The sequence below is a fragment of the Rhizobacter sp. P2_H3 genome (genome assembly GCF_056403355.1).
Genome location: NZ_JBFUFQ010000047.1, coordinates 1 through 25,346, shown reverse-complemented (window position 1 = coordinate 25,346; position 25,346 = coordinate 1). Strand labels below are relative to the sequence as shown.

The following is a 25,346-nucleotide window of genomic DNA, read 5'->3' as shown; positions in this document are numbered from 1 at the left end:
GTGCTCCTCAGGCCGCCTGGCCACCGAGGTAGGCCTCGATGACTTTCTCGTCGGCCTGCACCTGCGCCGGCAGGCCCTCGGCGATCTTCTGCCCGAAATCCAGCACCGACACGGTGTCGCAGATGCTCATCACGACGTCCATGTGGTGCTCGATCAGGATCACCGTGATGCCGTGCTCGCGGATCTTGCGGATGATCGAGATCAGCTCCTTGATGTCGGGCGCGGTCAGGCCGGCGGCCGGCTCGTCGAGCAGCAGCAGTTGCGGGTCGAGCGCCAGGGCGCGAGCGATCTCGAGCAGGCGCTGCTTGCCGTACGGCAGGTTGYGCGCCTCCTCGTGCACCAGTTCCGCAAGGCCGACGAACTCCAGCAGCGCGAGTGCACGTTGCGCCGCCGCACGCTCTTCGCGCCGGTAGCGCGGCGTGTGCACGGCGACGTCGACGAGGTGGCTGCGGAAGGTGTGGTGCAGCCCGACCTGCACGTTCTGCAGCGCCGTCATCTCGCCGAACAGCTGCACGTTCTGGAAGGTGCGCGCGATGCCCGACAGCGCGATGTCGGACGAGGTGCGCCCGACCAGCGAGCGGCCGGCGAACGCGAGCGTGCCGCCGGTCGGGGTGTAGATGCCGGTCAGCACGTTCATCATCGTGCTCTTGCCCGAGCCGTTGGGGCCGATCAGGCCGTGGATGGTGCCGCGCCGCACGCTCAGGTCGACGTTGTTCAGCGCCTTCAGGCCGCCGAACTGCATCAGCACGCCCTGGGCGACCAGCAGCTCCGGCGCGCTGTGCTGGGCGGCGGTCGAGACGGCGTCTTTCGGCGCGGAGGCGGCGTCGACGGCGGGCACCTCGACGCGGCTGTGCCAGTTGAGGGCGTTACGCAGGAAGCCGATGATGCCGTCCTGCAGGAAGTACACGACGAACAGCGTGATGACGCCGAAGATCGACAGCCGCCAGTCGGTCATCGTCGTCAGCACGAACGACACGCCGGCGAGCGCGACGCTGCCGAACACCGGCACGGCCACCGTGCGCGGCGTGGCCTTGCCCTTCTTGAGCGCGATGGCGGAGCCGGCGACCACGCCGATCGCGATCAGCACCGCGACCCAGCGGAACAGCTCGATGTCGTCGAGCAGCTTGGGCAGCATCACGATGATCGCGGCGCCGAGCAGCGCGCCGCTGCGCGTCTTGCGCCCGCCCATGATGATGGCCAGCAGGAACATCACCGTCAGCTCGAAGTTGTAGGTGTTGGGCGAGATGTACTGCTCGGAGTAGGCGTAGAGAGAACCCGCCAGGCCGGCCAGACCAGCGCTGATCACGAAGGCATAGACCTTGTAGCGGTACACCGAGACGCCCATGCAATCGGACGCGACCGGGCTGCCGCGCAGCGCCTCGAACGCGCGGCCGAGGTGCGAGCGCAGGATGCGGTGCACGACGACGAGCGAGGCGACGAGCATCGCGACGACGACCCAGTAGTAGCCGCGTTCGTCGAGCTGCAGGCCGAACAGCATCGGCTTGTCGAGCTTGATGCCCATCGGCCCTTCGGTGAGGAAGCTCATCTCGTTGATGAGGATCTGCACGATGGTGCCGAAGGCGAGCGTGACCATCGCGAGGTAGGGGCCGGTGACGCGCAACGCGGGCAGCGCGAGCAGCGCACCGAACACCGCGGTGACGGCGATCGCGGCCGGCAGCGTGACCCACAGCGGAGCGGCAAGCTTCATCACGAGCACGCCGGCGGTGTAGGCGCCGATGCCGAACAGGCCGGCATGGCCGAGCGAGACCTGGCCGGTGTAGCCGACGACGATGTCGAGGCCGAACAGCACGATCGCGTAGATCATGATGGTCTCGACCAGGTGGATGTAGTACGGGTTCTCGATGCCGAGCGGGAAGGCGACGAGTGCGGCTATGCCTGTTGCTGCTGCGATGAGGGTTGTTCGTTTCATGCTTTGCTTTTGCTGCTGCGCGTCGCGGCGGGTGTCGGGCTGGCCGGGGGCTCATGCCTCGGCGGTCGGCCCTGGCGGGCCGACTCCACGGAGAAGCTCGGTCCCGTGGGTGCATCGCCAAACTCCCTCCACTCACTTCGTTCGTTGTGGTCAAACAGTGGCGATGAGTCAGTCTACGAAGCGCGCTGGCGCGCGCCACCCCCGAGACCAAGCTTCTCCGTCGCCTCAGAAATCGCCCCCCGGCCAGCCCGACACCCGCCGCGCAGCACCACCCGCTCTTGTTGGGAGGAAAAGACTGAAGTGACCGTTGAACATGCGGGCGCTCGCATGCTTCGTCAGTCACTTCAGTCTTTTCCCCCAAAACACAGCGCGGCGGCGCCGCAAAGGCGCGGGTGGGGAGGCTGTGGAGCGCCAATAAGGAGGGGGCGCCGGAGCTGGCTGGTTTCATGGCCCGCGCGCGCAGCGCGCTTCGTGAACTGACTGTCGTCGACTGTTTGACCACAGCGAACGAAGTGAGCGGAGGGAGTTTCGACGACGGGCCATGAAACCAGTCAGCGGAGGGAAGTCCTCGCCCCGCCAGGGGCGAGGACCGCACCCGACGGCGAGCCACAGCCTCCCCACCCGCGCCTTTGCTCGAACAGGACGACATCGTCAGACCTTCTTGATCGCCGACTTGCCGAACAAGCCTGCGGGCTTCACCGCCAGCACGATCAGCAGCAGCACCAACCCGGGAACATCCTTGTAGCCGGTCGACAGGTAGAACCCGGTCGTCGTCTCGGCAATGCCCAGGATGATCCCGCCGACGATGATTCCCATGCCGCTGGTCAGGCCGCCGATGATCGCCACCGCGAAGGCCTTCAGGCCCAGCACGGCGCCCATCGTCGCGCCGGTCAGCGTCAGCGGGGCGATCAGCACACCGGCGAAGGCGGCCGTCAGCGACGACAGCGCGTACGAGAACGTGATCACCAACCCCGTGTTGATGCCCATCAGCTTGGCGGCATCGCGGTCGTTGAAGGTCGCCACCACCGCCTTGCCGTAGATCGTCTTGCGGTTGAAGAACTCCACCGCCAGCATCATCAGCAACGCACCCACCACCACCAGGATCTCCATCGGCAGCACGTTCGCACCCAGGAACTTCAGCGGCGACTCCGGCAACGGCGACGGGAACTTCAGGTCGTCACGGCCCCACACGTTCTCTGCCACGTTCTTGAAGATGATGCCCAGCGCGATCGTCGACATGATCCAGCCGAACTCCGACTTGATCTTGATCGCCGGGCGCACGCCGATGCGCTCGACGAAAGCGCCCTGCAGCGCACCGAACACGCACACCACCGGGATCATCAGCCAGTAGTTCAGGCCCAGGCCGACCAGCGTCAGCCCGACCAGCGCGCCCAGCATCAGCGCGTCTCCCTGGCCGAAGTTCAGCGTGTCGGAGGTCGCGAACGTCAGCTGGTAGCCGAACGCGATCACCGCATAGATCATCCCGAGCGCAATGCCGCTGTAGACGAGTTGGGTCAGGATCTGCATGGTGCTCCCTGCAAGGACTCAAACAACAAACGCCGCCTCGGCACGGGCCGCGGCGGCGTCTTCCCGGGCTCGGCCTACTTCTTCGTCGCGGCCAGCGCACCCTTCGCGTTCGGATCCTTCACGCGCACCTCCGACGCCTTCTTGAAGTCGTCCGGATACGCATACACCACGCGCTGGCCCTTGACCTCGCCGAACACCGGGATGTTCGCGGTGATCGCCTCGTGGTCGCCCTTGCTGAACGGCTTGTTGTACGTCGTCACGACGCCTTCGACCGGCGCCTTCAGGTCCTCGAGCGCCGCCTTCACCTTCGGCCCCTCGGTGCCGCCCGCCTGCTTGATCGCCGCGGCGAGCAGGTAGACCGAGTCATAGCCCTGCGCTGCCGACACCGGCGAATCGATGCGCGCGTTCTTCGGGTTGAAGGTCTTCAGGTAATTGATGATGAACGACTGCCGCTTCGGCGTCGTCGGCTCCTGGATGAAGGTCTGCGGCATGCGCGCCCCCTCGCCGCCCGGGCCGGCGTTGTCGATGTAATTGGCCATCGACAAGGTCCAGCTGCCCACCAGCGGCACCTTCCAGCCGAGCTTGGTCATGCCGTTGGCGATCTGCGCCAGCTCCGGGCCGATGCCGTAGGTCAGCACGGCTTCCGCACCGGCCTCCTTGGCCTTCAGCAGCTGGGCCGTCATGTCGACGTCCTTGATGTTGAACTTCTCGACCGCGACCGGCTTGACGCCCTTCAGCGCGAGCGCCTTCTCCAGGTCCTCGCGGCCCAGCTGGCCGTAGTTGGTGGAGTCCGCCAGGATCGCGACCTTCTTGAAGCCGCGGCGCGTGATCGCCTCTTCAACGATCATCGGCGCCTGGATGCTGTCGTGCGCCGCGTTGCGGAAGATGTAGTTCTCCGGCTGGTTGTCGAACTGGTGCGTGATCAGCGAGCCGGTGGCCACGTTGTTCATCACCGGGATCTTCGCGTCCTGGTAGAAGCGCTGCGAGGCGAGCGCGACACCGGTGTTGATGTAGCCGACGGTGGCGGCCACCTTCTCCTTGTTGATCAGCTCCTGCGCGATCTGCACGCCGCGCTCGTTCTTCGCCTCGTCGTCGCGCTCCACCAGCACCAGCTGGCGGCCCAGCACCCCGCCGGCCTTGTTGATCTCGTCGGCCGCCAGGCGCACGCCGTCGCGCATGCTGACACCCATCGACGATGAACCGCCGGTGAACGGGCCGGCCACGCCGATCTTGATCGGGTCGGCGGCGAATGCAGCGGCGGCGGCCAGGCTCAGCGCGCTCGCGACAAAGGGGGTGGAAAAACGGGTCCAGGGGCTGCGCATGTTGTCTCCTGCGTGCGGCGGGTGAATGAACTTCAGTCCTGGCAAAGCCCTGTGTTCCCGTAGGACACGACGATCACGCGCGGCGTCGGCGTGTCGTGTTGCGGTGCTTCGTTGCGACCAGCATCGATGCTCGCGCATTCGCCCCGATCCGCCCTCGTGGTATTCACGTACGTGATGTTCGCGTCCGGCCGCGGCTTTTGCGCCCAAGCTGAAACTGCTTTGCGTGGCGCGCAGCAATCTGCACCGCCACGGGGCACCCGCCACAACAGCTCACTCGCTCCAGACACCATGCCGCCGGTGCCAGTCGGCCAGCGACTCGTCCGGCCAATGCTGCGCATGCACATGGCCGCGCCCCTTCGGCACGTCGACCCAGGGCGCCGCGAATGCGAGCGCCGCCTCGACGACCTCGGCCGGCCGGGGCAGCGGCGTGTCGATCGCCGACGCATGCGGATGAATCAGCTCGGGCCAGCGCGGATCCCACAGCCACAACGCACTGCCGCACTTGACGCAGAAGTGGCGCTGCGCCTTCGAGCGCGTCGCCCGCTGGCCGGGTTCGCGCATCACCGCGTGGTAGACCGCCAGGTGCTTGCGGCCGCGCACCTTCAGCGTCGCGGAATCGCCCCCCAGGTTGATCGCGTAGCCACCGCCGCCGGCCGTCTTGCGGCAGATGCTGCAGTGGCAGTGCATGTAGGGCTGCGGGCTGTGCGCTTCGAGGCTGAAGCGCACGGCGGCGCAATGGCACGATCCTTCGAGGTGCATCGCGGGCCTCCGGTCCGGACAAGGGGGCGCGAGTATCGCGCCGTGACCCTTCCTAGACCGCCGAAGGGTCGGCCTTCGCCCGCGGGCCGGCGACGGCCCCCATCGCGCCGCCCCAGACGTGGTAGACCGCCTGCAGCACCGCGTACTTGGCCAGCTGCGTGTAGAGCTCGGCGTCCTTCTTGCTGATGCCGTGGGCCTCGAGCGTCTTCGGCATCGCGACGAGCATCGAGAACAGCGCGCCGAAGCTGCCGCCGAGCACGCCGTGCGAGGTCCAGCCGGGGGCGCTGGCCAGCACCGACTTCACCGCGGCCGGCATCTCGGTGACGACGTTCTTGCCGTAGCTGCCGAAGCGCCTGGCGACGCTGGCCATCTGCTCGAGCGCCGGCTTGTCCAGGTGATCCAGGCAGGCGCCCAGGTCTTCGCGGGCCAGGAAGTGCTGGAAGCCGGAGCGCCCGGCGCCGTTGTCGAGGCTGTTGCGGACGAGTTGCATGCCGCCGCCGCCGATCGTCTCGCCGCCCGCCACGTCGATCACGTTGTCGCCGAGCGTCCGTTGTTTCGTCGACCCGACGTGGTGGGTGATGGCCGTCTGCGGGATGCGGATCCCGCCGTTGCGGGCGGCACCGAAGCTCGCTCCGGCTGCCACGCTGAGGTTGATCGCCAGGCTCGTCTTCGTGTGCGCATTCGCACCCTTCAGCGGGTCGGGCGTCTGGTCTTCCGGCGGCCGCAGGTAGTAGGCGTCGGCAAAGGTCTTGCCGACGGCCGGGCCGGTGCCGACGTCCATCGCCGACATCATCACGCCCAGGAAGGCGCCGGCGGCGTAGGCCGGCAGCGCGGCCGGCACGTCTTTCCAGCTGCCGAGCAGCCCTTCCAGCGCCTTGTCGGCGAGCGCGAAATCGACGATCGCGGAGCCGGTGTTGAAGCCGCTGGCGCCGGCCATGCCGTGCATCAGCGCCGTGCCGCGATCACGCCACTCGACCTGGTTCAGCAGGCGGATGAATTGCTCGCGGGTCGTGATGCCGTGGTCCTGCAGCACCTTCGACTGCTTCTCCGCCAGGTCTTTCAGCGGCTGGATGTCCGCGTCATCGCGGCGCATCGAGCTGAGCACGAAGGCGACGCAGCCGGTGACGTCGTTCGGCAGCCTGGCATGGAAGGCGCTCTTCTTGAAGAAATACGGGTTGACGTCGCGGAAGCTCGGCACCTGGGCGGCCTCGATCGAGGCCAGGTGGTCGGGCGCCTGTTCGATCGGCGGCGGCGCTTCGGTCGAGTGGATCGACGGGTTGAATCCGCCCGGCATCTGCAACTCGACCGAATCGGCGGAGTTGCGGCGCGAACCGGCGGCCCCGAGGCTCGACGAGCTCTGCCGCGGAGCCCGTGTCGAGGCCCGGCCGCTGTCAGAACGGGCGAGCGACGCCTCGCTGTTGCGCCGGCTCTGCAGGGGCCCCTCGGCCGCGGGGCGCTGGGACGCCGTCGAGTTGGCCGACGAGGCCGGCAGGGGCGGCAGCTCCTGCAGCGCGATCGACGAGCTGCGCGAGCGGGAGACGGCATGAGAAGGCGAATTCGGAATGGCCACGGCGATGCTCCGGTGAACGGGGAACGCCCCCGCTGCGTACGACAGCGTCAAGGTAGGTGCTGGCGCAGGCGCCGGCCGCTGCCGATCCGAAGCGGCCGATGGCGATCCGAAGCTCACGCCGGATGCTGGTAGCGGTGCTCCTGCGTGAGCCCTCCGAAACCGTAGGCGCTGGCGCGCAGGTCGGCCACGTGCACGTACGAATGCTCGGCCACCCCACCCAGCAGTTCATCCATCGCCCGGTGCACGGCCTCCAGGTAGACGGCCTTCTCGCGCTTGGTGTTGGTCTCGTCGGTGATGCTGACCATCCAGTGGTAGCTGCGCGGGCCGCCACCGGACAGCGGCCTGCCGCCGATGAACCAGCGGCCGGGCGCGATGAAGTCGACGACGACCGCCGTCAGCGACGGATCCTTGCCGAGCAGGCGCGCGGTCAGCTCGGTCGCGTTGCGGGCGACGTTCGCGGCGAGGGCATCGTCGGCAGCGCCGGAGATCTGGATGTGCAGGTAGGGCATGGAAGACTCCTTCGGTGGTTGGGTTGACAAGCACACTGTAGGCACCCAGCATCCATCCGTGAAACGATTTGATCCGATCACATTGATGGAAGATTCTGATGAGTCACCGACATGACTGACCTCGACCCGCTGTGGCTGCGCAGCTTCATCGCGATCGCGCAGGCCGGCTCGGTCACGCGGGCGGCGGCGCGCGTGAACCGCACGCAATCGGCCGTCAGCACCCACCTGCAGCAGCTGGAGGCGAGCGTCAGCGCACGGCTGGTGCAGCGCAGCACGCGCGCGCTCGCGCTGACGGCCGAGGGCGAGCGCTTCCTGCCGCACGCGCGCCGGTTGATCGAGCTGCAGGACGAGGCGCGCGCCTCGGTGCAGCCGGCGCAGCAGGCCGCGCTGTGGCGCATCGGGCTGAGCGAATACTTCCTGCCGGCGCGCCTCGCCGACCTGCTCGCGCTGCTGCGCGACGCCCAGCCGCAGGCCCGCTTCGAGCTGCTGTGGGCCAGTTCCGCTGCACTGCAGCAACTGTGGGCGGCCGGCGCGATGGACCTGGCCGTCGTCACCAGCGACAAGGCCCTGCCCGGCGCGCGCCTGCTGCGCCGCGAACCGCTGTCCTGGGTGGCGGCACCCGGCTGGCAGCCACCCGCCCGCACGCCGGCACCGCTGGTGCTGCTCGGCCCCGACTGCCCGGTGCGCGCGATGGCGCTGGCCGCGCTGGCCCGCAGCGCGCGGCCGTACCACCTGCAGCTCAGCTGCACCGGCAGCCACGGCGCGGTGGCCGCGATGCGCGCCGGCTGGGGCATCGGCTGCCTGAACCAGTCGGCGATCCCGGCCGACCTCGACGTGCTGACACGGCGCGATCCGCGCGGCTGGCCCTCGCCCGGCCGGCTGTCGTTCCACGTGCTGGCCAAGCCCGCGCTGCGCGACACCGAGCGCTTGTTGCGGCAATGGGCAAGCGGCTGAGGCGGCCCTGAAACTCCTACACTGACCCCATGAACAGCATTGCATTCATCGGCGGCGGCAACATGGCCAGCGCCATCATCGGCGGCCTGCTCAAGAGCGGCCGCGCGCCGGGCGACATCCTGGTGCTGGAGCCGAACGCCGAGCAGCGCTCGCGGCTGCAACGCGATCTGGGCGTGATCACGCTCGAGGCCCCCGGCTCGGTGCTGCAGCGCGCCGGGGTCGTCGTCTGGGCGATCAAGCCGCAGAACTTCAAGGAGGCGTCCGCCGCGTGCGCCGCGCACATCGCCGCCGCGCTGCAGTTCAGCGTGATGGCCGGCATCCGCAGCGGCGACATCGCACGCGCGCTCGGCAGCGAACGCGTCGTGCGCTCGATGCCGAACACGCCGGCGCTGATCGGCCAGGGCATCGCCGGGCTGTTCGCACGGCCGGCCGTCGGCGCCGACGAGCGGCTGCAGGTCGAGCGCCTGCTGGCCCCCACCGGCCGCACGCTGTGGGTCGAGCGCGAGGAAGACCTCGACGCCGTCACCGCGCTGTCCGGCTCCGGCCCGGCCTACGTGTTCTATTTCGTCGAGGCGATGATGAAGGCGGCACAGGACATGGGCCTGAGCGCCGAGCAGGGCCGCGAGCTGGCGCTCGCGACCTTTGCCGGCGCGTCGGCGCTGGCGCTGCAATCGGGCGAGCCGCCGTCGCTGCTGCGCGAGCGCGTCACGTCCAAGGGCGGCACGACCTACGCCGGGATCACGTCGCTGGAACGCAGCGACGTGCACGGCGCGATCGTCTCGGCCGTGAAGGCGGCGCAGCGCCGCGCGCGTGAACTGGGCGACGAATTCGGCTGATTCCAACCCTGTGGCAGCGCAAGCCATGCGATGCCTGGAACACATCATGCAAAGGAGGCATGAGCTTCGGTGAGAAATTCGGGCGCCGCGGGCCTACAGTCGCGCTCCATGCCGGCGGCGTGGGCCACGAGTTCGCGCGGCGCCAGGGCATGACGACTTCCCCCCACGGAGACCCGCATGAGCAACCTGTCCTATGTCACCCCGCACGCCGATAGTCCCTGGCAGACCTACCTGTCGCAGGTCGACCGCGTGCTCCCCTATCTCGGATCGCTGGCCAAATGGGGCGAAACGCTGAAGCGCCCGAAGCGCGCGCTGATCGTCGACGTGCCGATCGAGCTCGACAACGGCACGGTGCGGCACTTCGAGGGCTACCGCGTGCAGCACAACCTGTCGCGCGGCCCGGGCAAGGGCGGCGTGCGCTACCACCCTGATGTCACGCTCGAAGAGGTGATGGCACTGAGCGCGTGGATGACGATCAAGTGCGCCGGCGTCGGCCTGCCGTACGGCGGCGCCAAGGGCGGCATCCGGGTCGACCCGAAGGCGCTGTCGATGAAGGAGCTGGAGCGCATGACGCGTCGCTACACCAGCGAGATCGGCATCATCATCGGCCCGCAGCGCGACATCCCGGCGCCCGACGTGAACACCAACGGCCAGATCATGGCCTGGATGATGGACACGTACTCGATGAACACCGGCTCCACCGCGACCGGCGTCGTCACCGGCAAGCCGATCCACCTGGGCGGCTCGCTCGGCCGCGTGAAGGCCACCGGCCGCGGCGTGTTCGTGACCGGCCGCGAGGCGGCGCGCCGCATCAACCTGAACCTCGATGGCGCACGCATCGCGGTGCAGGGCATGGGCAACGTCGGCAGCTCGGCGGCCGAGCTGTTCGTGCAGGCCGGCGCCAAGCTGGTCGCGGTGCAGGACCACACCGGCACGCTCGTGAACCCGAACGGCTTCGACATGGCCGACACGATGGAAGTGCTGAAGCGCGACGGCGGCATCGCCAACTACAAGAATGCCGAGCGCATCGACAACGAGGCCTTCTGGGACGTCGACTGCGACATCCTGATCCCGGCAGCGCTCGAAGGCCAGATCACCGCGGCGCGTGCGAACCGCCTGAAGGCGAAGCTGGTGCTCGAAGGCGCGAACGGCCCGACGCTGCCCGACGCCGACGACGTGATGCACGACCGCGGCATCCTGGTGGTGCCCGACGTGATCTGCAATGCCGGCGGCGTGACCGTCAGCTACTTCGAATGGGTGCAGGACTTCAGCAGCTTCTTCTGGAGCGAGGACGAGATCAACGTGCGGCTCGACAAGATCATGGTCGATGCGCTGCGCCACATCTACGAGACCTCGGAGAAGCACAAGATCACGCTGCGCACCGCGACCTTCGCGGTGGCGTGCGAGCGGATCCTGATCGCGCGCGAGGAGCGCGGCCTGTATCCCTGATCAGCCGGCGTGCGGCAACGCGGCGCTCGACAGCAGGGACTGAAGGGCGACCCCGGCGAACACCGCGAAGCCCAGCCAGTGGTTGAGCCGAAAGGCACGGAAGCAGCCGTCGCGCGTGCGCGTGCGGATCAGCGTCCAGTGCCAGCCGGCGATGGCCGCGGCCACCGCCAGGCCGGCGAAGAACGGCCAGCGCAGCCCCTGCTGCGCGCCGAGCACGCCCCAGCTTGCGATGAACAGGCCGTAGCACGCCATCACGCCGGCCACGTCGAAGCGGCCGAGCGTGATCGCCGAGGTCTTGATGCCGATCTTCAGGTCGTCGTCGCGGTCGACCATCGCGTACTCGGTGTCGTAGGCGATCACCCAGCACAGGTTGCCCAGCAGCAGGCCCCAGGCGAGTGCCGGCACCTCGCCGCGCACCGCGGCGAATGCCATCGGGATGCCGAAGCTGAACGCGACGCCCAGCACCGCCTGCGGCATCGAGAAGAAGCGCTTCGTGAACGGGTAGAAGATGCTGACGGCGAGCGCGGCGAAGCTCCACGCGATGGTCACCGCATTGGTGGTGAGCACCAGGCAGAACGCGGCCAGCGCGAGCGCGGCGCCGAACAGCAGCGCCTGTTTCACGCCGATCGCGCCGCTCGTGACCGGGCGCTGCTCGGTGCGCTTCACGTGCTTGTCGAAATCGCGGTCGGCGACGTCGTTGACGGCGCAGCCGGCGCTGCGCATCAGGAAGGTGCCGAGCGTGAAGACGACCAGCAGGTGCCAGCCGGGGAAGCCGCCGGCCGCCATCCACAGCGCCGACAGCGTCGGCCACAGCAGCAGGTAGCTGCCGGCCGGACGATCCCAGCGGATCAGGTTCAGGTACAGCGACAGGCGCGACGGGGTCGGCGCGGTGGGTGCGTTCATCTGGTGAGTCCGTAGCCCCGGATGCCAATCCGGGCTACCAGTCTATGCGCTGCCACAACGTGTGCAGGCGCGCCGCCTTGGCGGCGTTGAGCTGCGCCGCCCATTGCACGCGGCCCCACAGGTGGGCGCGGAAATCGGCATGGCCGTCGTGGTTCTGCGATGCCGGGCCGCGCAGCGCGCACTGGTGGAGCGTGGCGCGCAGCCGGTCGAACTCGCGGCGCGGCAGGTTCGGGTGCGAATTGACGACGACGCCGCAGACGCGCTGGGCGGATGCCTGCGTCGCCAGGCGCGTCTTGCGGTGGTTCAGCGTGCAGCCCTCCTCCTTCACGATGCGAGCCACCCAGCCGGCAATGCGCTCGAACCCGTGGCGCAGCGACTCCGGGCCGGACAGCACCAGGTCGTCGGCATAGCGCGAGTACGTCGCCCCGAGCACGTGGGCGAGACCGTCGAGCCGCAGGTCGAGCTGGAACGCGCACAGGTTCGCCAGCATCGGCGAGCTCGGTGCTCCTTGCGGCAGGTGGGCGCGGCGCAGCGCGCGGGCGTCCTGCCAGTCGACCCAGCCATCGTCGCGCAACCGTTCGATCACCGGCTCGGGCGTGCTGACGGTGCACAGCGCGGCGAGCTGGCGCGCGACGCCGCGCGGGTAGCCGAGCGTGTGGAACACCGCCGCGACCTGCGACGCCAGGATGCGGCCGAAGAAATTCTTCAGGTCGAAGTGCATCACCACCGGCCGACCGGTGTGCAGCCGCGCATGCGTCAGCACCGAACGGCCCGCGACGAAGCCGTGGCAGGCCTCGTGCACCGGCACCTTGTCGAGCAGGTCGTGCAGCACGCGCCCCTGCAAGGCCTTCAGCCGGCTGCGCGGGGATTCGATCAACCGGCCGCCGCCGCTGCGCTTGGGCTGCAGCGTGAAGCCGTAGTGCTGCGCGTGAAGCGGCAACGCCGGGCGGCGGTCGTGCGTGAACCAGTCGAGGTCGTCGAGCGTGATGCCCAGCCATTCGGCAATGGCGGCGCTGTGCGGCAGTGGTGGCAGATTCAGATCGTCCAGCCCCAGCGGCGCCGGGTGCATGCGCGAGGCACGCAGGATCCAGCGCTGGACGAACGGCCTGGGGGTGCTCCGAACCGCGTCGGCGAACGTGCGGGTGCGCTCGAGGCGATCGGCCAGGTCCTCGACGCTCTGCCGCTGCCACGTCGCACCGGAAACGGGCCGCAGTTCGTCGAGCAGCAGCGTCAGCCAGGCCGGCTCGTCTCCCAGTGCGCCGACGGCGCGCGCGCGCAGTGTCGCGCGTGTCTGTGGACCGGCCCACAGCGCATAGGCCAACGCAAGGGCATTCAGACGGCGATAGCGAAGGGAGTCCATGTTCGGGGTGCGGCCCAGGGACGCCGACCTGCCGGTCTCGTGGTCAGCTGGTGTGCGCGTCAGCGCACGCTGGCTGGCACCGCGAATGCCAAGGTCGACTCGATGCCGTGGGGGTACCCCACAGCCGGGTCCGTACTGCAACCCGTTTCTGCTCGGCGTGTGTGGCCGCGCGCGGATTCTAGAAGCCTAGAGACCGACCGCGTGCGCCATCAATGACGCAGCGATGACGATCAGCACCAGCAGCGCCATCTGTGCGGCCAGCAGCCGCGAGATCAGCGTGTACTCGCGTTCGGTGACCTTCGGCGTCTGCCCCGCCTTCAGCATCGGCGCCCACCGGATGAAGCGCACCGTCGGGTAGATCGACAGCAGCCCGACCAGCACGAACAGCGTCAGCTTCAGGTGGAAGAACGGGCTGTGCGCATAGAACGACCAGCCCTTCTCGAATTGCGCCGCGCGCACGAAGCCGACCACCAGCAGCACCATCGCGAACAGGCCGTACCAGCGGTCGGCCAGCGCGATGCGCTTCGCCTCGGCGAGCGTCGGCGTGCGGCTGAACGTGAGCCACTCGAGGAACAGCGTCGCGGCAATGCCGAACGCGGCGATGAAATGCAGTGCGGCGACGAGTGAGCTGGCGATCATGCGGGGTCTCCGGGCGTTGCGTTGGGACGCAATGTGCCGGTCCGGCCGGTGTCGCGCAAGAGGGCGCGCGACGAATTGCCTGCCGCGGGCGCCGGATGCCGGGCCCGCGGCGTGAACGGCGCTCAGCCGTCCAGCTTCTTCTGGAAGACGAGTCCCGCGTGCTCGCGCAGCGCGTGGAACTTGATCTTCGGCCAGTTGGCCTCGATCGCGCGCAGCTCCGGTGCGTACTCCACCAGCACCGTCGGCGCATCGACCGCATCGTAGGCCACGCGGTGGTCGTTCGCGTCGATGAAGCGCTTCAGCTCGCGCTCGCCGCCGTCGGCCTCGTCGCAGGTCACCCAGCGCGCCACCTGGAAGCGGCTCGGCTGGATGCGCGCCTTCACGCCGTACTCATGCTCCAGCCGGTGCGCGACCACCTCGAACTGCAGCTGGCCGACCGCGCCCAGCAGCAGCACCGAGCCGGCGACCGGGCGAAACACCTGGATCGCGCCCTCCTCGCCCAGCTGTTGCAGGCCCGCCTTCAGCTGCTTGGTGCGCAGCGGATCGGCCACCTCGACGCTGCGGAACATTTCCGGCGCGAAGAACGGCAGCCCGGTGTAGAGCAGGTTCTCGCCTTCGGTCAGCGTGTCGCCGAGCTGCAGCACGCCGTGGTTCGGGATGCCGATGATGTCGCCGGCGAAGGCCTCGTCGAGCAGCTCACGGCGCTGCGACAGGAAGCTGACGACGGTGTTCGGCCGCAGCTCCTTGCCCGAGCGGCCCACCTTCAGCCGCATGCCGCGCTCGAAGTGGCCGCTGGCCACGCGCACGAACGCGATGCGGTCGCGGTGCGCCGGGTCCATGTTGGCCTGGATCTTGAAGACCACGCCGGTGAACTTCTTCTCGTCGGGCTCGACCAGCCGCTGCGTGGCCTGGCGCGGGCCGGGCGCAGGCGCCAGGTCGACCAGCGCATCGAGCACCTCGCGCACGCCGAAGTTGTTGACCGCCGAGCCGAAGAACATCGGCGTCTGGTGGCCGCCCAGGAAGGCTTCCTTGTCGAAGGCGGGTGCGGCCTCGCGCACCAGCTCGATCTCGCCCTGCGCCTGCTCGTACTGCATGCCGAAGCGCTCGGCGTAGGCCGGGTTGTCCAGGCCGGCGAGGATCTCGTCGTCGTTGTGGTTGCGGTCTTCGCCGGGGCTGAAGACGCGCATCTGCTGCGCGCGCAGGTCCATCACGCCGTGGAACTGCTTGCCCATGCCGACCGGCCAGGTGAAGGGCACGACGCCCATGCCGAGTTCGCGCTCGATCTCGTCCATCAGCACCAGCGGTTCCTGCACCTCGCGGTCCATCTTGTTGACGAAGGTGAGGATCGGCGTGTTGCGCGCGCGGCAGACCTGCAGCAGCCGGCGCGTCTGCGGCTCGACGCCGTTGGCCGCGTCGATCACCATCAGCGCGGCGTCGACCGCGGTCAGCACGCGGTAGGTGTCTTCGGAGAAGTCCTGGTGGCCCGGGGTGTCGAGCAGGTTGATGACGCAGTCGCGGTATTCCATCTGCATCACCGAGCTCGCCACCGAGATGCCGCGCTGCTTCTCGATCTCCATCCAGTCGGACGTGGCGTGCCGCGAGGCCTTGCGCGCCTTCACGCTGCCGGCGATCTGGATCGCGCCGGAGAACAGCAGCAGCTTTTCCGTCAGCGTGGTCTTGCCGGCGTCGGGGTGGGAAATGATGGCGAAGGTGCGGCGGCGGCGCACCTGCGGGGTCAGCTCGGAGGACATCGGGTAGGGGACTCGCGGGAGGGGCGCCGCCTGCAGGCGGCACGAGGGGCGCATTGTCCCTCATCGACCGGGCGTAGCTTCGGGCGGCCCAGCCGCGTGTTCACTTGAGATCTCATTCATACAGATAAAGTACTCTTGAGATAACTTTTTGTTGCCAACGCGTCAAAGGGCGTGCTACCTTGCCGGCCGATGACCGCCCGCAATCCCCTTCTGGCCGCACCGCCTCACGCCGTCGAGCAGTCGCTCAGGCGACTGGGCGGCGACCTGCGCACGGCGCGCCTGCGCCGCAACTGGACCCTCGACCACCTGGCCGCGAAGATCGGCGTCGGCCGACGGACGGTCGCCGATGCCGAGCACGGCAAGCCATCGGCATCGGTCGCGACCTATGCGGCCATGCTGTGGGCGCTGAACCTGCTGAACCAGCTCGACGAGGTGGCCATGCCCGAGCGCGATGCCGAGGGTCAGGCCCTGTCCCGCTCATCCGAGCGCGAGCGCGCCCGCGCGAAGGCCGGCCTGAGCAATGACTTCTGAATCGTCAGGCGAGTGCTTCGTCTACATCACCCTGCCTGGCGCGACCGAGCCCGTCACCTGTGGCCGCTTCGCGTTGAGCGTGAACCGGCACGGCGTGCCCGAGGGGCGTTTCGTCTATGGGCGCAGCTACCTCGCGCGGGAGGATGCGGTGCCCATCGATCCGGTGGAACTCAGGCTCGGCGAGCGCACCAGCACGACGAACGCGCTGAACGGCGTCTTCGGCGCGCTGCGCGATGCCAGCCCCGACCATTGGGGCCGGCGCGTCATCCAGCGGCACCTCGGCCAGTCGCAGCCCGGTGAACTGGCCTACCTGCTGCACGCGCCTGACGACCGGGCCGGCGCCCTGGGCTTCGGCCTCAATCCAACGCCGCCGGCACCGAGGCGCAGCTTCAACCAGACCCTGGACCTGGCCCGCCTGCAGGCCACGGCCGATGCCATCGTCGCCGACGACGAACGCCCGGCCGATGCCGAGACCGAGCAGGTCGAGAACCTGCTGCTGGTCGGCACCTCGATGGGCGGCGCCCGGCCGAAGGCGGTGGTGGAGGATGCGGCAGGGCTGTGGATCGCAAAGTTCAATGCGGCGACCGATGCCTGGAACAGCGCCCGCGTCGAGCACGCGATGCTGACGCTGGCGCGTCGCTGCGGCCTGACGACGGCCGACAGCCGGGTCGTCGAGATCGCCGGGCGCGACGTGCTGCTGGTCCGCCGCTTCGACCGCGAGAGAGTGCCAGGCGGCTACCTGCGAGCCCGCATGGTCAGCGCGCTGACGATGCTGCGGGCCGAGGACACCTTCCAGTCGCGCGATCACTGGTCGTACGTGCAACTGGCCGAGGAGCTGCGGCGGGCCTGCAGCGAGCCGCAGGCGAATGCGGCGGAGCTGTTCAGGCGCATGTGCTTCAACGCGCTGATCTCCAACATCGACGATCACCCGCGCAACCATGCGCTGATCGCGCGGGGGCGCGACTGGCAGCTGTCGCCGGCCTACGACCTGACGCCGGCCGTGCCGGTCAGCATCGAGCGGCGCGACCTGGCGATGGCCTGCGGCGATGCGGGCCGTTTCGCGAATGCCGACAACCTGCTGTCGCAGTGCCTGCGCTTTCTGCTGGAGCGCGAGCAGGCACGGCGACTGATCGACGAGATGGAAGCGCAGGTGCGCGGCACCTGGTTCGCCACCGCCCGCGAGGCGGGGGTGTCGCCGGCCGACTGCGACCGCATTGCGGCTGCGTTCGCCTACGAAGGCTTCCGGCGCGCGGCACGGCCCGCGCCCTGAGATCCGCGGCGCTGGCACACTCGCGCCATGCCGGAGTTGCCCGACATCACCGTCTACACCGAGCGCCTGGCCGACAAGGTGCAGGGCCGCGCGCTGCAGCGCGTGAAGGTGCTGCACCCGTTCCTGCTGCGCACCGCGCAGCCGCCGCTGCCGCAGGCCGAGGGCCGCACCGTGGTCGGCATCGAGCGGCTGGGCAAGCGCGTCGTGCTGGCGCTGGACAACGGCCTCTTCCTCGTGATCCACCTGATGATCGCCGGCCGGCTGCGCTGGCTGCCGCCGGGCGGCAAGCCGCCGGGCAAGATCAGCCTCGCCGTCTTCGAGTTCGACAGCGGCACCCTGGTGCTCACCGAGGCCGGCACGCAGCGCCGCGCATCGCTGCACGTGGTGGCCGACCGCGCAGCGCTGCAGGCGATGGACCCGGGCGGCATCGACGTGCTGACCGCCGACCTCGCCACCTTCAGCGAGCGCCTGCTGCACGAGAACCACACGCTGAAGCGCCAGCTCACCGACCCGCGGCTGTTCAGCGGCATCGGCAACGCCTACTCCGACGAGATCCTGCACCGCGCGCAGCTGTCACCGATCCTGCTGTCGAAGGCGATGCAGCCGGCGCAGGTCGCGCAGCTCTTCGACGCGACGCGCGCGGTGCTCACCGAGTGGACCGAACGCCTGCGCGCCGAGGCCGGCGACTGGCCGGAGAAGGTCACCGCGTTCCACCCGCAGATGGCCGTGCACGGCCGCTTCGGCCAGCCCTGCCCGGTGTGCGGCACGCCGGTGCAGCGCATCGTGCATGCCGACAACGAGACCAATTACTGCGCGCGTTGCCAGACCGGCGGCAAGCTGCTGGCCGACCGGGCGCTGTCGCGGCTGCTGAAGGCGAGCTGGCCGAAGAACGTCGACGAGCTGCCCTGAGCGATGCCTACGGCGTGACCGTCACGAACACCGGGTTCGAATAGAACCACAGGCTGCCATAGTTGCGGTCATTGATGGCGTTCACGCGGGCGGTGTTGTCGGCGCCGGCGGTCTGCTGGTCGGCCAGCGGCTCGCCGTTGGCGGTCAGCCCTGCCACGTCCGGGGCCAGGTTGGTGCCGCGCAGGCGGAAGTACTGGTTCTTCTTCGCCTCGACCGGGATGCTGACCGCGAAGTAGCCGTCGGCATCGACCTTCCAGTCGGCCGCGGTGAGGCGGCGCAGCACGCGGGTCGAGGCATTCGCCGCGACGGCATAGGCCGGCGTGCCTGGCGCAGCTTTGGCGGTCACGTCGCCGACGATCAGGTCGACGTGGTCGACGACCGGCTTCATGTTGCCGAGCGAGCCGCTGTCCACCGGCTTCTGGTAGTTGTTCAGCGCCGGGCTCTTGAAGCGGATCGTGACCGTCACGCTCTCGCCGGCGGGCACCTTGATCTCCTGGCCCATGAAGCCCTTGCCGGAGGACCCGGTCACACGGAAATCCAGCGCGTTGATCAGGTCGCCGAACACGCCGAACATGCGGCCGTCGCGCAGGCTCTTCGTCAGCCCGCCGACGCCGGCCTGGCCGTCGGCCACCCAGACGTGGTTCTTCGAATACTCGCCCGGGTAGTAGCCGCTGCTGTTGCTGGCCGCGTCGATCTCGAAGTGCGAATCGGAGTCGGCGATGTTCCAGATGCGCCGGCCCTCGCCCAGCAACGCATCCCAGGTGCCGCCCAGCTGGGCCACGATGGCATCGACACCGCCGTAGGTGCGGTTCGGCGCGTTCTCGGGCACGTAGGCCGAGGTGTAGCCGCCGCGGTTCGGCTCCATCTGGTTGCCGACCATGCCCTCGATCATGAACACGATGTCGGGTGCCAGGTCGTTCATCTGGCGCAGGTCGCTGATCGTGTACTTGCCGGGGTTGCGCGACGGGTGGTTGAGGGTCGCGAAGCTGGTCGCGGGGTAGTTCGTCTTCAGCCACGAGATCGCCTGCAGCGCGTCCGCGGCCGTGCTGTTGAAGCGCTGCGGGTACTTCGTTTTCCAGACGGCCACGTCGGCGGGATCGAACTGCGACTCCGCCAGCGTCGTGAAGGCGTACTGGAACTCCTTCGCGCCGCCGGTCGACGCCTGCAGCGCCGGCGCGCCTTCGAACAAGGCCACGCCCAGGTGGTCATGCGTCGGCATGTCCCATTCGAAGCCCGAGAAGATCAGCTTGTCGGCATAGGTGCCGCCGGCCTGCAGCGCCTTGACGCGCGGGATCTCGTACGAGGCCATCCCGTACGCGAACGGGACCGGCGTGGCCAGCAGCGTGCCGTTGTTGTCGTACTTCGACGAACGCAGGTGGTTGGTCAGCGCCATCCAGTCCAGCTTGTAGGTCGCGAAGGCCTTGTTCAGCACGAAGTCCAGCGTCTGCGTCGTGCGCGAGTCATCGGATTGCACGGTGTGCACGTGCAGGTCGCCGGCCGTCCACTTGCCGGCCGGCTCGTTGACGGGGCTGCTGCCGCTGTCGCCATCACCGCCACAGGCGTAGATCAGGGACACGCCTCCCAACAACAACGACAGAAGCTTGATCCGATGGGACATGAACACGATGGATTCCTTCGCAAAAAGGGATGGATCCTAGGAACGCCTCGTGACAACGCAGTGACCCGGTGTTGCGTGCGCGCGATCATCGAACTGTCACGGCAACTGCATATGGCGCCCCTAGAGTGGTTTCCATGAACAAGTACCCCTCTATCCAGCGCCGCAGCCTGCTCAAGATGAGCCTCGCGTCCGCTTCCACGGTCGCCACCGGTGGCTTGCTGGCCGCTTGCGGTGGCGGCGACGGTGACGCCGCGCCCGCATCCACCAGCATCTCCAGCTTTGCGCTGGCGGTGTTGCCCGACACCCAGTTCTATTCACGCTACGCCACGTCCACGGAGAGCAGCCAGTACGAGCGCCACTACGGCAGCGAGCCGTACTTCGCGCAGACCCGCTGGATCGCCGACAACGCGCAACGGCTCAACATCCCCTTCGTCATCCACCTGGGCGACGTGGTGGACCAGGTCGGCAAGCCCGAGCAATGGAAGGTGGCCGACACCGCGATGCAGGTGCTGGAAGTGGCCAAGGTGCCGTACTCGATCCTGGCAGGCAACCACGACGTGCTGAACGACGTCGACTACGACGCGAGCCCGACGACCGGCACCGACACCCAGCGCGTGCTGGCCAACGAACCCTACCTGCAATGGTTCGGCGCGAAGCGCGCCAAGCGCCAGTCCACCTTCGGCGAGCGCGACGGCACCGGCTTCCACGAGTACCACGTCTTCAAGGCGCAGGACCAGCAGTTCCTGGTGCTGTCGCTGTCGTGGCGCATCTCCGACGCCGGCATCGCCTGGGCGCGCGGCGTGATCGCGAGCCACCCGACGCTGCCGGTCATCCTGGTCAACCACCAGTTGCTGAACATCGCACCGGACGCCGTGAGCCCGCTGGAGACCGGCTACGGCAAGATGCTGTGGGAGAAGCTGATCCGCGACAACGACCAGATCTTCATGACGCTGAACGGCCACCATCATGGGGGCGCCCACCTGACCAAGACCAACGACTTCGGCAACGCGGTCGAGGAGATGGTGGTGGACTACCAGATGGCCTACCAGGGCGGCAACGGCCTGATGCGCTTGTATGAGTTCGACCTGACGAACCAGCAGATCAAGGTGCTGTCGTTCTCGCCCTGGGTGCCGATGAAGCCGGCAGACACGCTGAATGCCTTCGACCAGGCCGTGCTGACCGAGCCCAACCACAGCTTCTCCATCGGCATGGATTTCGCGAAGCGCTTCGCCCGCTTCAACCCGGGCTTCGGCACCGGCCAGGCCACGGTGGCATCGTCGCTGGTGGAGCAGGCCAAGGCCCTGGTCCTGAAGGGCTACGACGAGCCCGCGGCCCCGACCCAGCTGGCGGCCAAGGACACCGACGACTACCCCAAGGTGGCCTCCACCATCGCGCACTGGCGTTTCTTCGGCGGCACCGAGGGCGCGGCCGTGGCACCCGGGGCCCAGATCGCTGACGTGACCGGCGCCAACCCGCTCAAGCGCGATGCGCTCAACACCAGCGTGATCGTCGGCGCGCAGGCGGCGGACATCGTCTGGAGCAGCGACCACCACCGCCTGTCGGCTGCACCGGGCTCGGTGGCGTTCCTGAACACCGACAAGAACACGCCGCGGATGAGCTACTTCCTGACCGACACGACGGCGGCCATCAACGCACTCACCTTCGCCGCCACCGGCTACACCATCGAGGCCTTCATCAAGATCGACAAGGCCTGGGACAAGTCGAAGCACGCCTGGATGAACATCATGACGCGCGACGGCAAGCGCGGCGATCTGGCCGGCTTCGACGGCGGCGATCCGGAATCCCCGCCGATGCTGTTCGCGATCTCCAGCCTGCGCGAGGTGCAGTGGGAGGTGGTGCCCGACATCACCGGCGCGCGCGAAGGCGATGCCAGCTGGTCGGGCGAGATCATTGCGGACACCTGGGTGCACATCGCGATCGTCAACGACCCGACGACGCACGACACCGTGATGTACGTCGAAGGGGCGCCGGTGCTGCGCAACACCAGCAACGTGCCGGGGCTGGCCACGCTGTCGGCCGGCTCACCCTGGGTGGTCGGTGCCGGCTCCTGGGACGGCGATCGCGCCGACGGCTTCTTCGGCAAGATCGGTGAAGTGCGCGTGGTGGCCGAAGCCTTGCCGTCCGCCAAGTGGCTGACGGCGCGGCGCACCTGAGGGCGAAGCCGGCTGCTGGCAGCGCATCACAGCCCGCCGAACCAGTTGTAGCCGTGCAGGTCTTCCCAGTAGCCGCTGCTGAACTCGTCGGTGACGGTGAGGCCGACCAGGTGCTTCGGGTTCTTGAAGCCGAGCTTGATCGGAATGCGCAGCCGCAGCGGAAAGCCGAACTCGTCGGGCAGGCGCGTCGCTCCGGCGAAGCCGTGCGCGAGCAGCGTCTGCGGGTGCATCGCGCTCTCCATGTCGATGCTGGTGTAGTAGCCGTCGGCGCAGCGGAACGCGACGTAGCGTGCCGACAGGTCGGCTCCCACATGGCGCAGGAAGTGCGACAGCGGCACGCCGCTCCACTGCCCGATGGCGCTCCAGCCTTCGATGCAGATCAGGCGCGTGATCTCGGTGACGACCGGCAGCGCGCGGATCTCGCCGAGCGTCCACGCGGCAGCATGCTGCACGCGGCCGCGGACCTCCAGCCGCCAACTTGCCTCGTCGATCTCGGGCACCGAAGCTTCCGAGTAGAAGGCGTTGAAGCGGAACGGCTTCGTCAATTGCGCCGGTGTGTATTCGGGCGCGCGCAGGCCGGGGCGCAGCAGCGCTGCCTGGGCTCCGTCGTTGAAGCGCGAGATGCGCCGCAGCACCGCCTGCATGCCCTCGGTGTCGGTCACGTCGCAGCCGGCCAGCAGCGCGGACGCGCCGCCCGCCAGCGACAGGCGCAACCAGGCACGCCGATCGAGCGCGACCCCGCGGGCCTGCAGCTCGCGTGACAGCAGCCTCCATGCGGCATCTTCATCGGCAGGCGTGCGGTTCATCGCGTCTCCTTTCGTGTCTTCCGGCGCAGGCCGAGCATCGGCAACAGCAGCTGCGGCGACGCCAGCGCCAACGCCACATGCCCGACGACGAAGCACGCCAAGGCCGCCATGCCGGTGAAATGGATGCGGCGCGTCATCTCGTAGCCGCCGAGCAGCGCCGACAGCGCCTGGAACTGCACCGGCTTCCACAGGGTGAGGCCCGAAGCCACCTCCAGCGCCAGCACCACCAGCACGCCCAGGTAGGCCAGCTTCTGGATCGCGTTGCGGCCGCCGTCGCCGTGGTCGAACGGGTTGCGCAGGAAGCGCTTCAGGTCCGCCCGGAAGCCCGCCCCGCTCACCGACAGGTAGAGCCGGCGCAGGCGACCGCTGGCAATCAGCGTGACCACCGCCACCAGCCCGTTCGCGACGAACACCCACATCGCGGCGAAGTGCCATTGCAGCGCGCCGGGCAACGAGCCGCCGAGCGTTGCCCACGCGGGGAACGGCGGCAGCCAGAACGGGTCGGCCGCGTAGATCTGCCAGCCGCTCGTGAGCAGCGTGAAGAAGCTCGCCGCATGGATCCAGTGGGTCGCACGGACCCAGCGGGGCGGCCGATCGTTGCCCGGCGCGTCCATGGCTCAGATCGGCGGAATGAAGCCGTCGCGGCCGACCAGCACGATGCGGGCGGTCACCGGACCACCGTCGGTCGGTTGGCCGATCACCATCACCTTGGCGCCAGGCACCACCAGCGCCGGCTGGCCCGGCACGAACTGGCCGAACACGGTGGCGTTGTCGACCAGCACGGCCTGCGTCTTGTCGCCGAAGCGCATCTCCAGCTCGCTGGTGCTGCCCTTCTTCACCAGCTTCGCGACGGTGGCGTTGGTCATCGTGCTGCGCTTGGCCAGGTCCCACGGGAAGTGGCCTTCGTTCAGGCCGCGGGCGCCTTCGGGAAACACCATCACGCCGAGTGCGCGGACCTTGCCGCCGGCCGCAGGCGCCGCGGCGATGCCGAGGTAGCTGTTCTCGCTGACCGCGGCGAGGCTGGTCTTCGAGACGTCCATGACCTGGTAGCCGTCGGGCAGCTGCACGGTGGTGACCGCGCCGTTGCGGGCCTTGATGTCGACCTGGTGGTCGCGCACCGCGACGACTTCGCCGCGAATGTGCACGCTGGGGTCGGCCGCCGAGGCCGTGCCGGCGAGCAGCAGGCCGCCCACCAGGGCGAGCGCCGACGCCATGCGCGGCAGCACGTTGGAAGAGAGGGAAGAAGACAAGGTGAGGAACATTCGGGAACTCCTGTGGAATCGAGTCCCGTACTGTTCCCGGATCAGGGCGGCAGCGGCATCGGTCGAATGTCCGATGCCGGTGGATCAGTTCGCCGCGGCCCGCACCCCGCCCTGCCAGTCACCGCCCAGCGCCTTCACCAGGAACACCGAGCTCAGCTGCCGCTGCCCTAGCAGCTGAGCCGCCTGGCGCTCGCTGGCCAGCAGCGCCTGCTGCGCGGTGATCACGTCGAAGTAGGTCGACGCGCCGCCTTCGTAGCGGCTGGTCGCCATGTCGAGCACGCGGCGCGCCGAGGCCACCGCCGTCTGCGCCTGCGCGCTCGCGCGGTCCAGCGCGGCCAGCCCGGTGATGCCGTCTTCCACCTCCTGCATCGCGGTCAGCACCACGCGCCGGTAATTGGCCACCGTCACCTCGTAGCCGGCCTTCGCGAAGTCGACGTTCGCGCGCGCCCGCCCGCCATCGAACACCGATTGCGCGGCCGACACGCCGATCGACCACAGCAGGCTCGGCGCGTTGAACAGCGTCGACAGGTCGCGGCTCTCGTAGCCGACCGAGGGCGCGAGCATCACGCTCGGGTAGAACGCCGCGCTCGCGACGCCGATCTGCGCATTCGCCGCCGCCATCGCGCGCTCGGCCGCCGCCACGTCGGGCCGGCGCTGCAGCACGTCCGACGGCACGCCCAGCGGGATCGCCGGCGGCTCGAACACCTTCGCCTCGGGCGCGATCGAGAACAACGGCGCCGGCGTGCCGGTCAGCGTCGCGATCGCGTGCTCGAACTGCGCGCGCTGGCGGCGCAGCACGTCGACCTGCGTCAGCGTCGTGTCGAGCAGCGCCTGCTGCTGCGCCACGTCCAGCCCCGAGGCCGCGCCCAGGTCGTGCCGCGCCGTCACCAGCTCCAGCGAACGCCGCTGCAACGCGATCGAGCGCGACAGCACGTCCAGCTCGGTGTCCAGCGCGCGCAGGCTGAAGTAGTCGACCGCCAGCTCGGCCGTCAGCAGCAGCCGCGTGTTCTCCAGGTCAGCAGCCGACTGCTCGGCCGAGGCGCGCGCACCCTCGACGCTGCGCTGCACCCGCCCGGCCAGGTCGACCTCGTAGCTGGCCGACAGCGACAGCGTGAAGTCGTTCTGGATAGTCGAGAAGTTGGTCGAGTTGTAGCTGCTGAGCGGCCGGTTCGCCGAGATGCGCTGGCGCGCATCGCGCGTGCCGAGCGTCAGCTGCGGCAGCTGCGCCGACGAGCCGGCGGCCACCACGGCGCGCGCCTGCGCGAGC

22 protein-coding genes are annotated in these 25,346 nt (G+C 68.9%); 7 read left to right on the top strand and 15 right to left on the bottom strand.

The window, feature by feature from the left end:
- Positions 1 to 7: 7 nt before the first annotated feature.
- From AC1D1T_RS11895 to AC1D1T_RS11870, 6 genes are all read right to left on the bottom strand, one after another.
- Positions 8 to 1,930 (bottom strand): branched-chain amino acid ABC transporter ATP-binding protein/permease, encoded by a 1,923-nt coding sequence (locus AC1D1T_RS11895; RefSeq protein ID WP_477991913.1) that lies wholly within the window; start codon positions 1,928 to 1,930, stop codon positions 8 to 10.
- A 651-nt stretch (positions 1,931 to 2,581) separates the two neighbouring features.
- A complete protein-coding gene (locus AC1D1T_RS11890) occupies positions 2,582 to 3,457 on the bottom strand; it encodes a branched-chain amino acid ABC transporter permease (RefSeq protein ID WP_169674853.1) in 876 nt (291 codons plus the stop codon).
- 74 nt (positions 3,458 to 3,531) lie between these two features.
- Positions 3,532 to 4,779, bottom strand: a complete 1,248-nt coding sequence (locus tag AC1D1T_RS11885) for an ABC transporter substrate-binding protein (protein ID WP_465111546.1) — start codon at positions 4,777 to 4,779, stop codon at positions 3,532 to 3,534.
- Between the two features lie 270 nt (positions 4,780 to 5,049).
- A complete protein-coding gene (locus AC1D1T_RS11880; protein ID WP_477839354.1) occupies positions 5,050 to 5,538 on the bottom strand; it encodes a GFA family protein in 489 nt (162 codons plus the stop codon).
- A gap of 52 nt (positions 5,539 to 5,590) precedes the next feature.
- Entirely contained in the window at positions 5,591 to 7,108 is a 1,518-nt protein-coding gene (locus AC1D1T_RS11875) for a hypothetical protein (protein ID WP_477825526.1), read from the bottom strand.
- A gap of 113 nt (positions 7,109 to 7,221) precedes the next feature.
- Positions 7,222 to 7,617 (bottom strand): tautomerase family protein, encoded by a 396-nt coding sequence (locus AC1D1T_RS11870; protein ID WP_047501745.1) that lies wholly within the window; start codon positions 7,615 to 7,617, stop codon positions 7,222 to 7,224.
- A gap of 111 nt (positions 7,618 to 7,728) precedes the next feature.
- Here AC1D1T_RS11870 and AC1D1T_RS11865 point away from each other — a divergent pair, with 111 nt between their 5' ends.
- The 3 genes from AC1D1T_RS11865 to AC1D1T_RS11855 all read left to right on the top strand — a co-directional run bounded on the left by AC1D1T_RS11865 (position 7,729) and on the right by AC1D1T_RS11855 (position 10,856).
- Entirely contained in the window at positions 7,729 to 8,571 is an 843-nt protein-coding gene (locus AC1D1T_RS11865) for a LysR family transcriptional regulator (RefSeq protein ID WP_477991912.1), read from the top strand.
- Between the two features lie 29 nt (positions 8,572 to 8,600).
- Positions 8,601 to 9,407: a pyrroline-5-carboxylate reductase gene (gene proC, locus AC1D1T_RS11860; RefSeq protein WP_465111541.1), complete on the top strand. Its 807-nt coding sequence runs from the start codon at positions 8,601 to 8,603 to the stop codon at positions 9,405 to 9,407.
- A gap of 177 nt (positions 9,408 to 9,584) precedes the next feature.
- The gene (locus AC1D1T_RS11855) at positions 9,585 to 10,856 is read left to right on the top strand and encodes a Glu/Leu/Phe/Val family dehydrogenase (RefSeq protein WP_047501739.1); all 1,272 of its coding nucleotides are present in this window, start codon (positions 9,585 to 9,587) and stop codon (positions 10,854 to 10,856) included.
- Here AC1D1T_RS11855 and ubiA read toward each other — a convergent pair whose 3' ends face one another.
- The 4 genes from ubiA to AC1D1T_RS11835 all read right to left on the bottom strand — a co-directional run bounded on the left by ubiA (position 10,857) and on the right by AC1D1T_RS11835 (position 15,509).
- Positions 10,857 to 11,759: a 4-hydroxybenzoate octaprenyltransferase gene (gene ubiA, locus AC1D1T_RS11850; protein WP_477825528.1), complete on the bottom strand. Its 903-nt coding sequence runs from the start codon at positions 11,757 to 11,759 to the stop codon at positions 10,857 to 10,859.
- 34 nt (positions 11,760 to 11,793) lie between these two features.
- Positions 11,794 to 13,119: a reverse transcriptase family protein gene (locus AC1D1T_RS11845; protein ID WP_477825529.1), complete on the bottom strand. Its 1,326-nt coding sequence runs from the start codon at positions 13,117 to 13,119 to the stop codon at positions 11,794 to 11,796.
- 186 nt (positions 13,120 to 13,305) lie between these two features.
- Positions 13,306 to 13,758, bottom strand: coding sequence for a DUF2214 family protein (locus AC1D1T_RS11840; protein ID WP_465111538.1), 453 nt, complete (start codon positions 13,756 to 13,758; stop codon positions 13,306 to 13,308).
- Positions 13,759 to 13,880: 122 nt separating this feature from the next.
- Positions 13,881 to 15,509 carry a peptide chain release factor 3 gene (locus AC1D1T_RS11835; protein WP_465111537.1) on the bottom strand — a complete coding sequence of 543 codons (1,629 nt, stop codon included), beginning with the start codon at positions 15,507 to 15,509 and terminating at the stop codon, positions 13,881 to 13,883.
- Positions 15,510 to 15,698: 189 nt separating this feature from the next.
- Here AC1D1T_RS11835 and AC1D1T_RS11830 point away from each other — a divergent pair, with 189 nt between their 5' ends.
- Genes AC1D1T_RS11830 through AC1D1T_RS11820 form a run of 3 tightly spaced genes read left to right on the top strand, consistent with a single transcriptional unit; the run spans position 15,699 to position 18,219 of the window.
- Positions 15,699 to 16,040 (top strand): helix-turn-helix domain-containing protein, encoded by a 342-nt coding sequence (locus AC1D1T_RS11830; RefSeq protein WP_477825530.1) that lies wholly within the window; start codon positions 15,699 to 15,701, stop codon positions 16,038 to 16,040.
- Positions 16,030 to 17,310: a type II toxin-antitoxin system HipA family toxin gene (locus AC1D1T_RS11825; protein ID WP_477991911.1), complete on the top strand. Its 1,281-nt coding sequence runs from the start codon at positions 16,030 to 16,032 to the stop codon at positions 17,308 to 17,310. Before AC1D1T_RS11830 ends, AC1D1T_RS11825 begins: the two co-directional genes overlap by 11 nt.
- Positions 17,311 to 17,337: 27 nt before the next feature.
- Positions 17,338 to 18,219, top strand: a complete 882-nt coding sequence (locus AC1D1T_RS11820; protein WP_477839363.1) for an Fpg/Nei family DNA glycosylase — start codon at positions 17,338 to 17,340, stop codon at positions 18,217 to 18,219.
- Between the two features lie 7 nt (positions 18,220 to 18,226).
- Here the strand turns inward: AC1D1T_RS11820 and AC1D1T_RS11815 are convergent, their stop codons facing one another.
- The gene (locus AC1D1T_RS11815; protein WP_477826079.1) at positions 18,227 to 19,837 is read right to left on the bottom strand and encodes an S-layer protein; all 1,611 of its coding nucleotides are present in this window, start codon (positions 19,835 to 19,837) and stop codon (positions 18,227 to 18,229) included.
- A gap of 134 nt (positions 19,838 to 19,971) precedes the next feature.
- Between AC1D1T_RS11815 and AC1D1T_RS11810 the strand changes: the two genes are divergently transcribed.
- Positions 19,972 to 22,011: a LamG-like jellyroll fold domain-containing protein gene (locus tag AC1D1T_RS11810; protein WP_477826080.1), complete on the top strand. Its 2,040-nt coding sequence runs from the start codon at positions 19,972 to 19,974 to the stop codon at positions 22,009 to 22,011.
- A 26-nt stretch (positions 22,012 to 22,037) separates the two neighbouring features.
- Here the strand turns inward: AC1D1T_RS11810 and AC1D1T_RS11805 are convergent, their stop codons facing one another.
- The 4 genes from AC1D1T_RS11805 to AC1D1T_RS11790 form a co-directional block, all read right to left on the bottom strand.
- Complete coding sequence (locus AC1D1T_RS11805) at positions 22,038 to 22,817, bottom strand: molybdopterin-dependent oxidoreductase (protein WP_477826081.1); 780 nt, start codon at positions 22,815 to 22,817, stop codon at positions 22,038 to 22,040.
- Positions 22,814 to 23,431, bottom strand: coding sequence for a cytochrome b/b6 domain-containing protein (locus AC1D1T_RS11800; RefSeq protein ID WP_477826082.1), 618 nt, complete (start codon positions 23,429 to 23,431; stop codon positions 22,814 to 22,816). Before AC1D1T_RS11800 ends, AC1D1T_RS11805 begins: the two co-directional genes overlap by 4 nt.
- 3 nt (positions 23,432 to 23,434) lie before the next feature.
- On the bottom strand, positions 23,435 to 24,079 hold the full coding sequence (locus tag AC1D1T_RS11795; protein ID WP_047501724.1) for a hypothetical protein: 645 nt from the start codon (positions 24,077 to 24,079) through the stop codon (positions 23,435 to 23,437).
- A gap of 84 nt (positions 24,080 to 24,163) precedes the next feature.
- A partial coding sequence (locus AC1D1T_RS11790) for an efflux transporter outer membrane subunit (protein WP_477991910.1) occupies positions 24,164 to 25,346 on the bottom strand: 1,183 nt, incomplete at its 5' end.

Coding starts and splice junctions, on each gene's coding strand:
- AC1D1T_RS11890 (WP_169674853.1), bottom strand. CDS start 3,457: ATGCAGATCCTGACCCAACTCGTCTACAGCGGCATTGCGCTCGGGATG.
- AC1D1T_RS11885 (WP_465111546.1), bottom strand. CDS start 4,779: ATGCGCAGCCCCTGGACCCGTTTTTCCACCCCCTTTGTCGCGAGCGCG.
- AC1D1T_RS11880 (WP_477839354.1), bottom strand. CDS start 5,538: ATGCACCTCGAAGGATCGTGCCATTGCGCCGCCGTGCGCTTCAGCCTC.
- AC1D1T_RS11870 (WP_047501745.1), bottom strand. CDS start 7,617: ATGCCCTACCTGCACATCCAGATCTCCGGCGCTGCCGACGATGCCCTC.
- AC1D1T_RS11865 (WP_477991912.1), top strand. CDS start 7,729: ATGACTGACCTCGACCCGCTGTGGCTGCGCAGCTTCATCGCGATCGCG.
- proC (WP_465111541.1), top strand. CDS start 8,601: ATGAACAGCATTGCATTCATCGGCGGCGGCAACATGGCCAGCGCCATC.
- AC1D1T_RS11855 (WP_047501739.1), top strand. CDS start 9,585: ATGAGCAACCTGTCCTATGTCACCCCGCACGCCGATAGTCCCTGGCAG.
- ubiA (WP_477825528.1), bottom strand. CDS start 11,759: ATGAACGCACCCACCGCGCCGACCCCGTCGCGCCTGTCGCTGTACCTG.
- AC1D1T_RS11845 (WP_477825529.1), bottom strand. CDS start 13,119: ATGGACTCCCTTCGCTATCGCCGTCTGAATGCCCTTGCGTTGGCCTAT.
- AC1D1T_RS11840 (WP_465111538.1), bottom strand. CDS start 13,758: ATGATCGCCAGCTCACTCGTCGCCGCACTGCATTTCATCGCCGCGTTC.
- AC1D1T_RS11835 (WP_465111537.1), bottom strand. CDS start 15,509: ATGTCCTCCGAGCTGACCCCGCAGGTGCGCCGCCGCCGCACCTTCGCC.
- AC1D1T_RS11830 (WP_477825530.1), top strand. CDS start 15,699: ATGACCGCCCGCAATCCCCTTCTGGCCGCACCGCCTCACGCCGTCGAG.
- AC1D1T_RS11825 (WP_477991911.1), top strand. CDS start 16,030: ATGACTTCTGAATCGTCAGGCGAGTGCTTCGTCTACATCACCCTGCCT.
- AC1D1T_RS11820 (WP_477839363.1), top strand. CDS start 17,338: ATGCCGGAGTTGCCCGACATCACCGTCTACACCGAGCGCCTGGCCGAC.
- AC1D1T_RS11815 (WP_477826079.1), bottom strand. CDS start 19,837: ATGTCCCATCGGATCAAGCTTCTGTCGTTGTTGTTGGGAGGCGTGTCC.
- AC1D1T_RS11810 (WP_477826080.1), top strand. CDS start 19,972: ATGAACAAGTACCCCTCTATCCAGCGCCGCAGCCTGCTCAAGATGAGC.
- AC1D1T_RS11805 (WP_477826081.1), bottom strand. CDS start 22,817: ATGAACCGCACGCCTGCCGATGAAGATGCCGCATGGAGGCTGCTGTCA.
- AC1D1T_RS11800 (WP_477826082.1), bottom strand. CDS start 23,431: ATGGACGCGCCGGGCAACGATCGGCCGCCCCGCTGGGTCCGTGCGACC.
- AC1D1T_RS11795 (WP_047501724.1), bottom strand. CDS start 24,079: ATGTTCCTCACCTTGTCTTCTTCCCTCTCTTCCAACGTGCTGCCGCGC.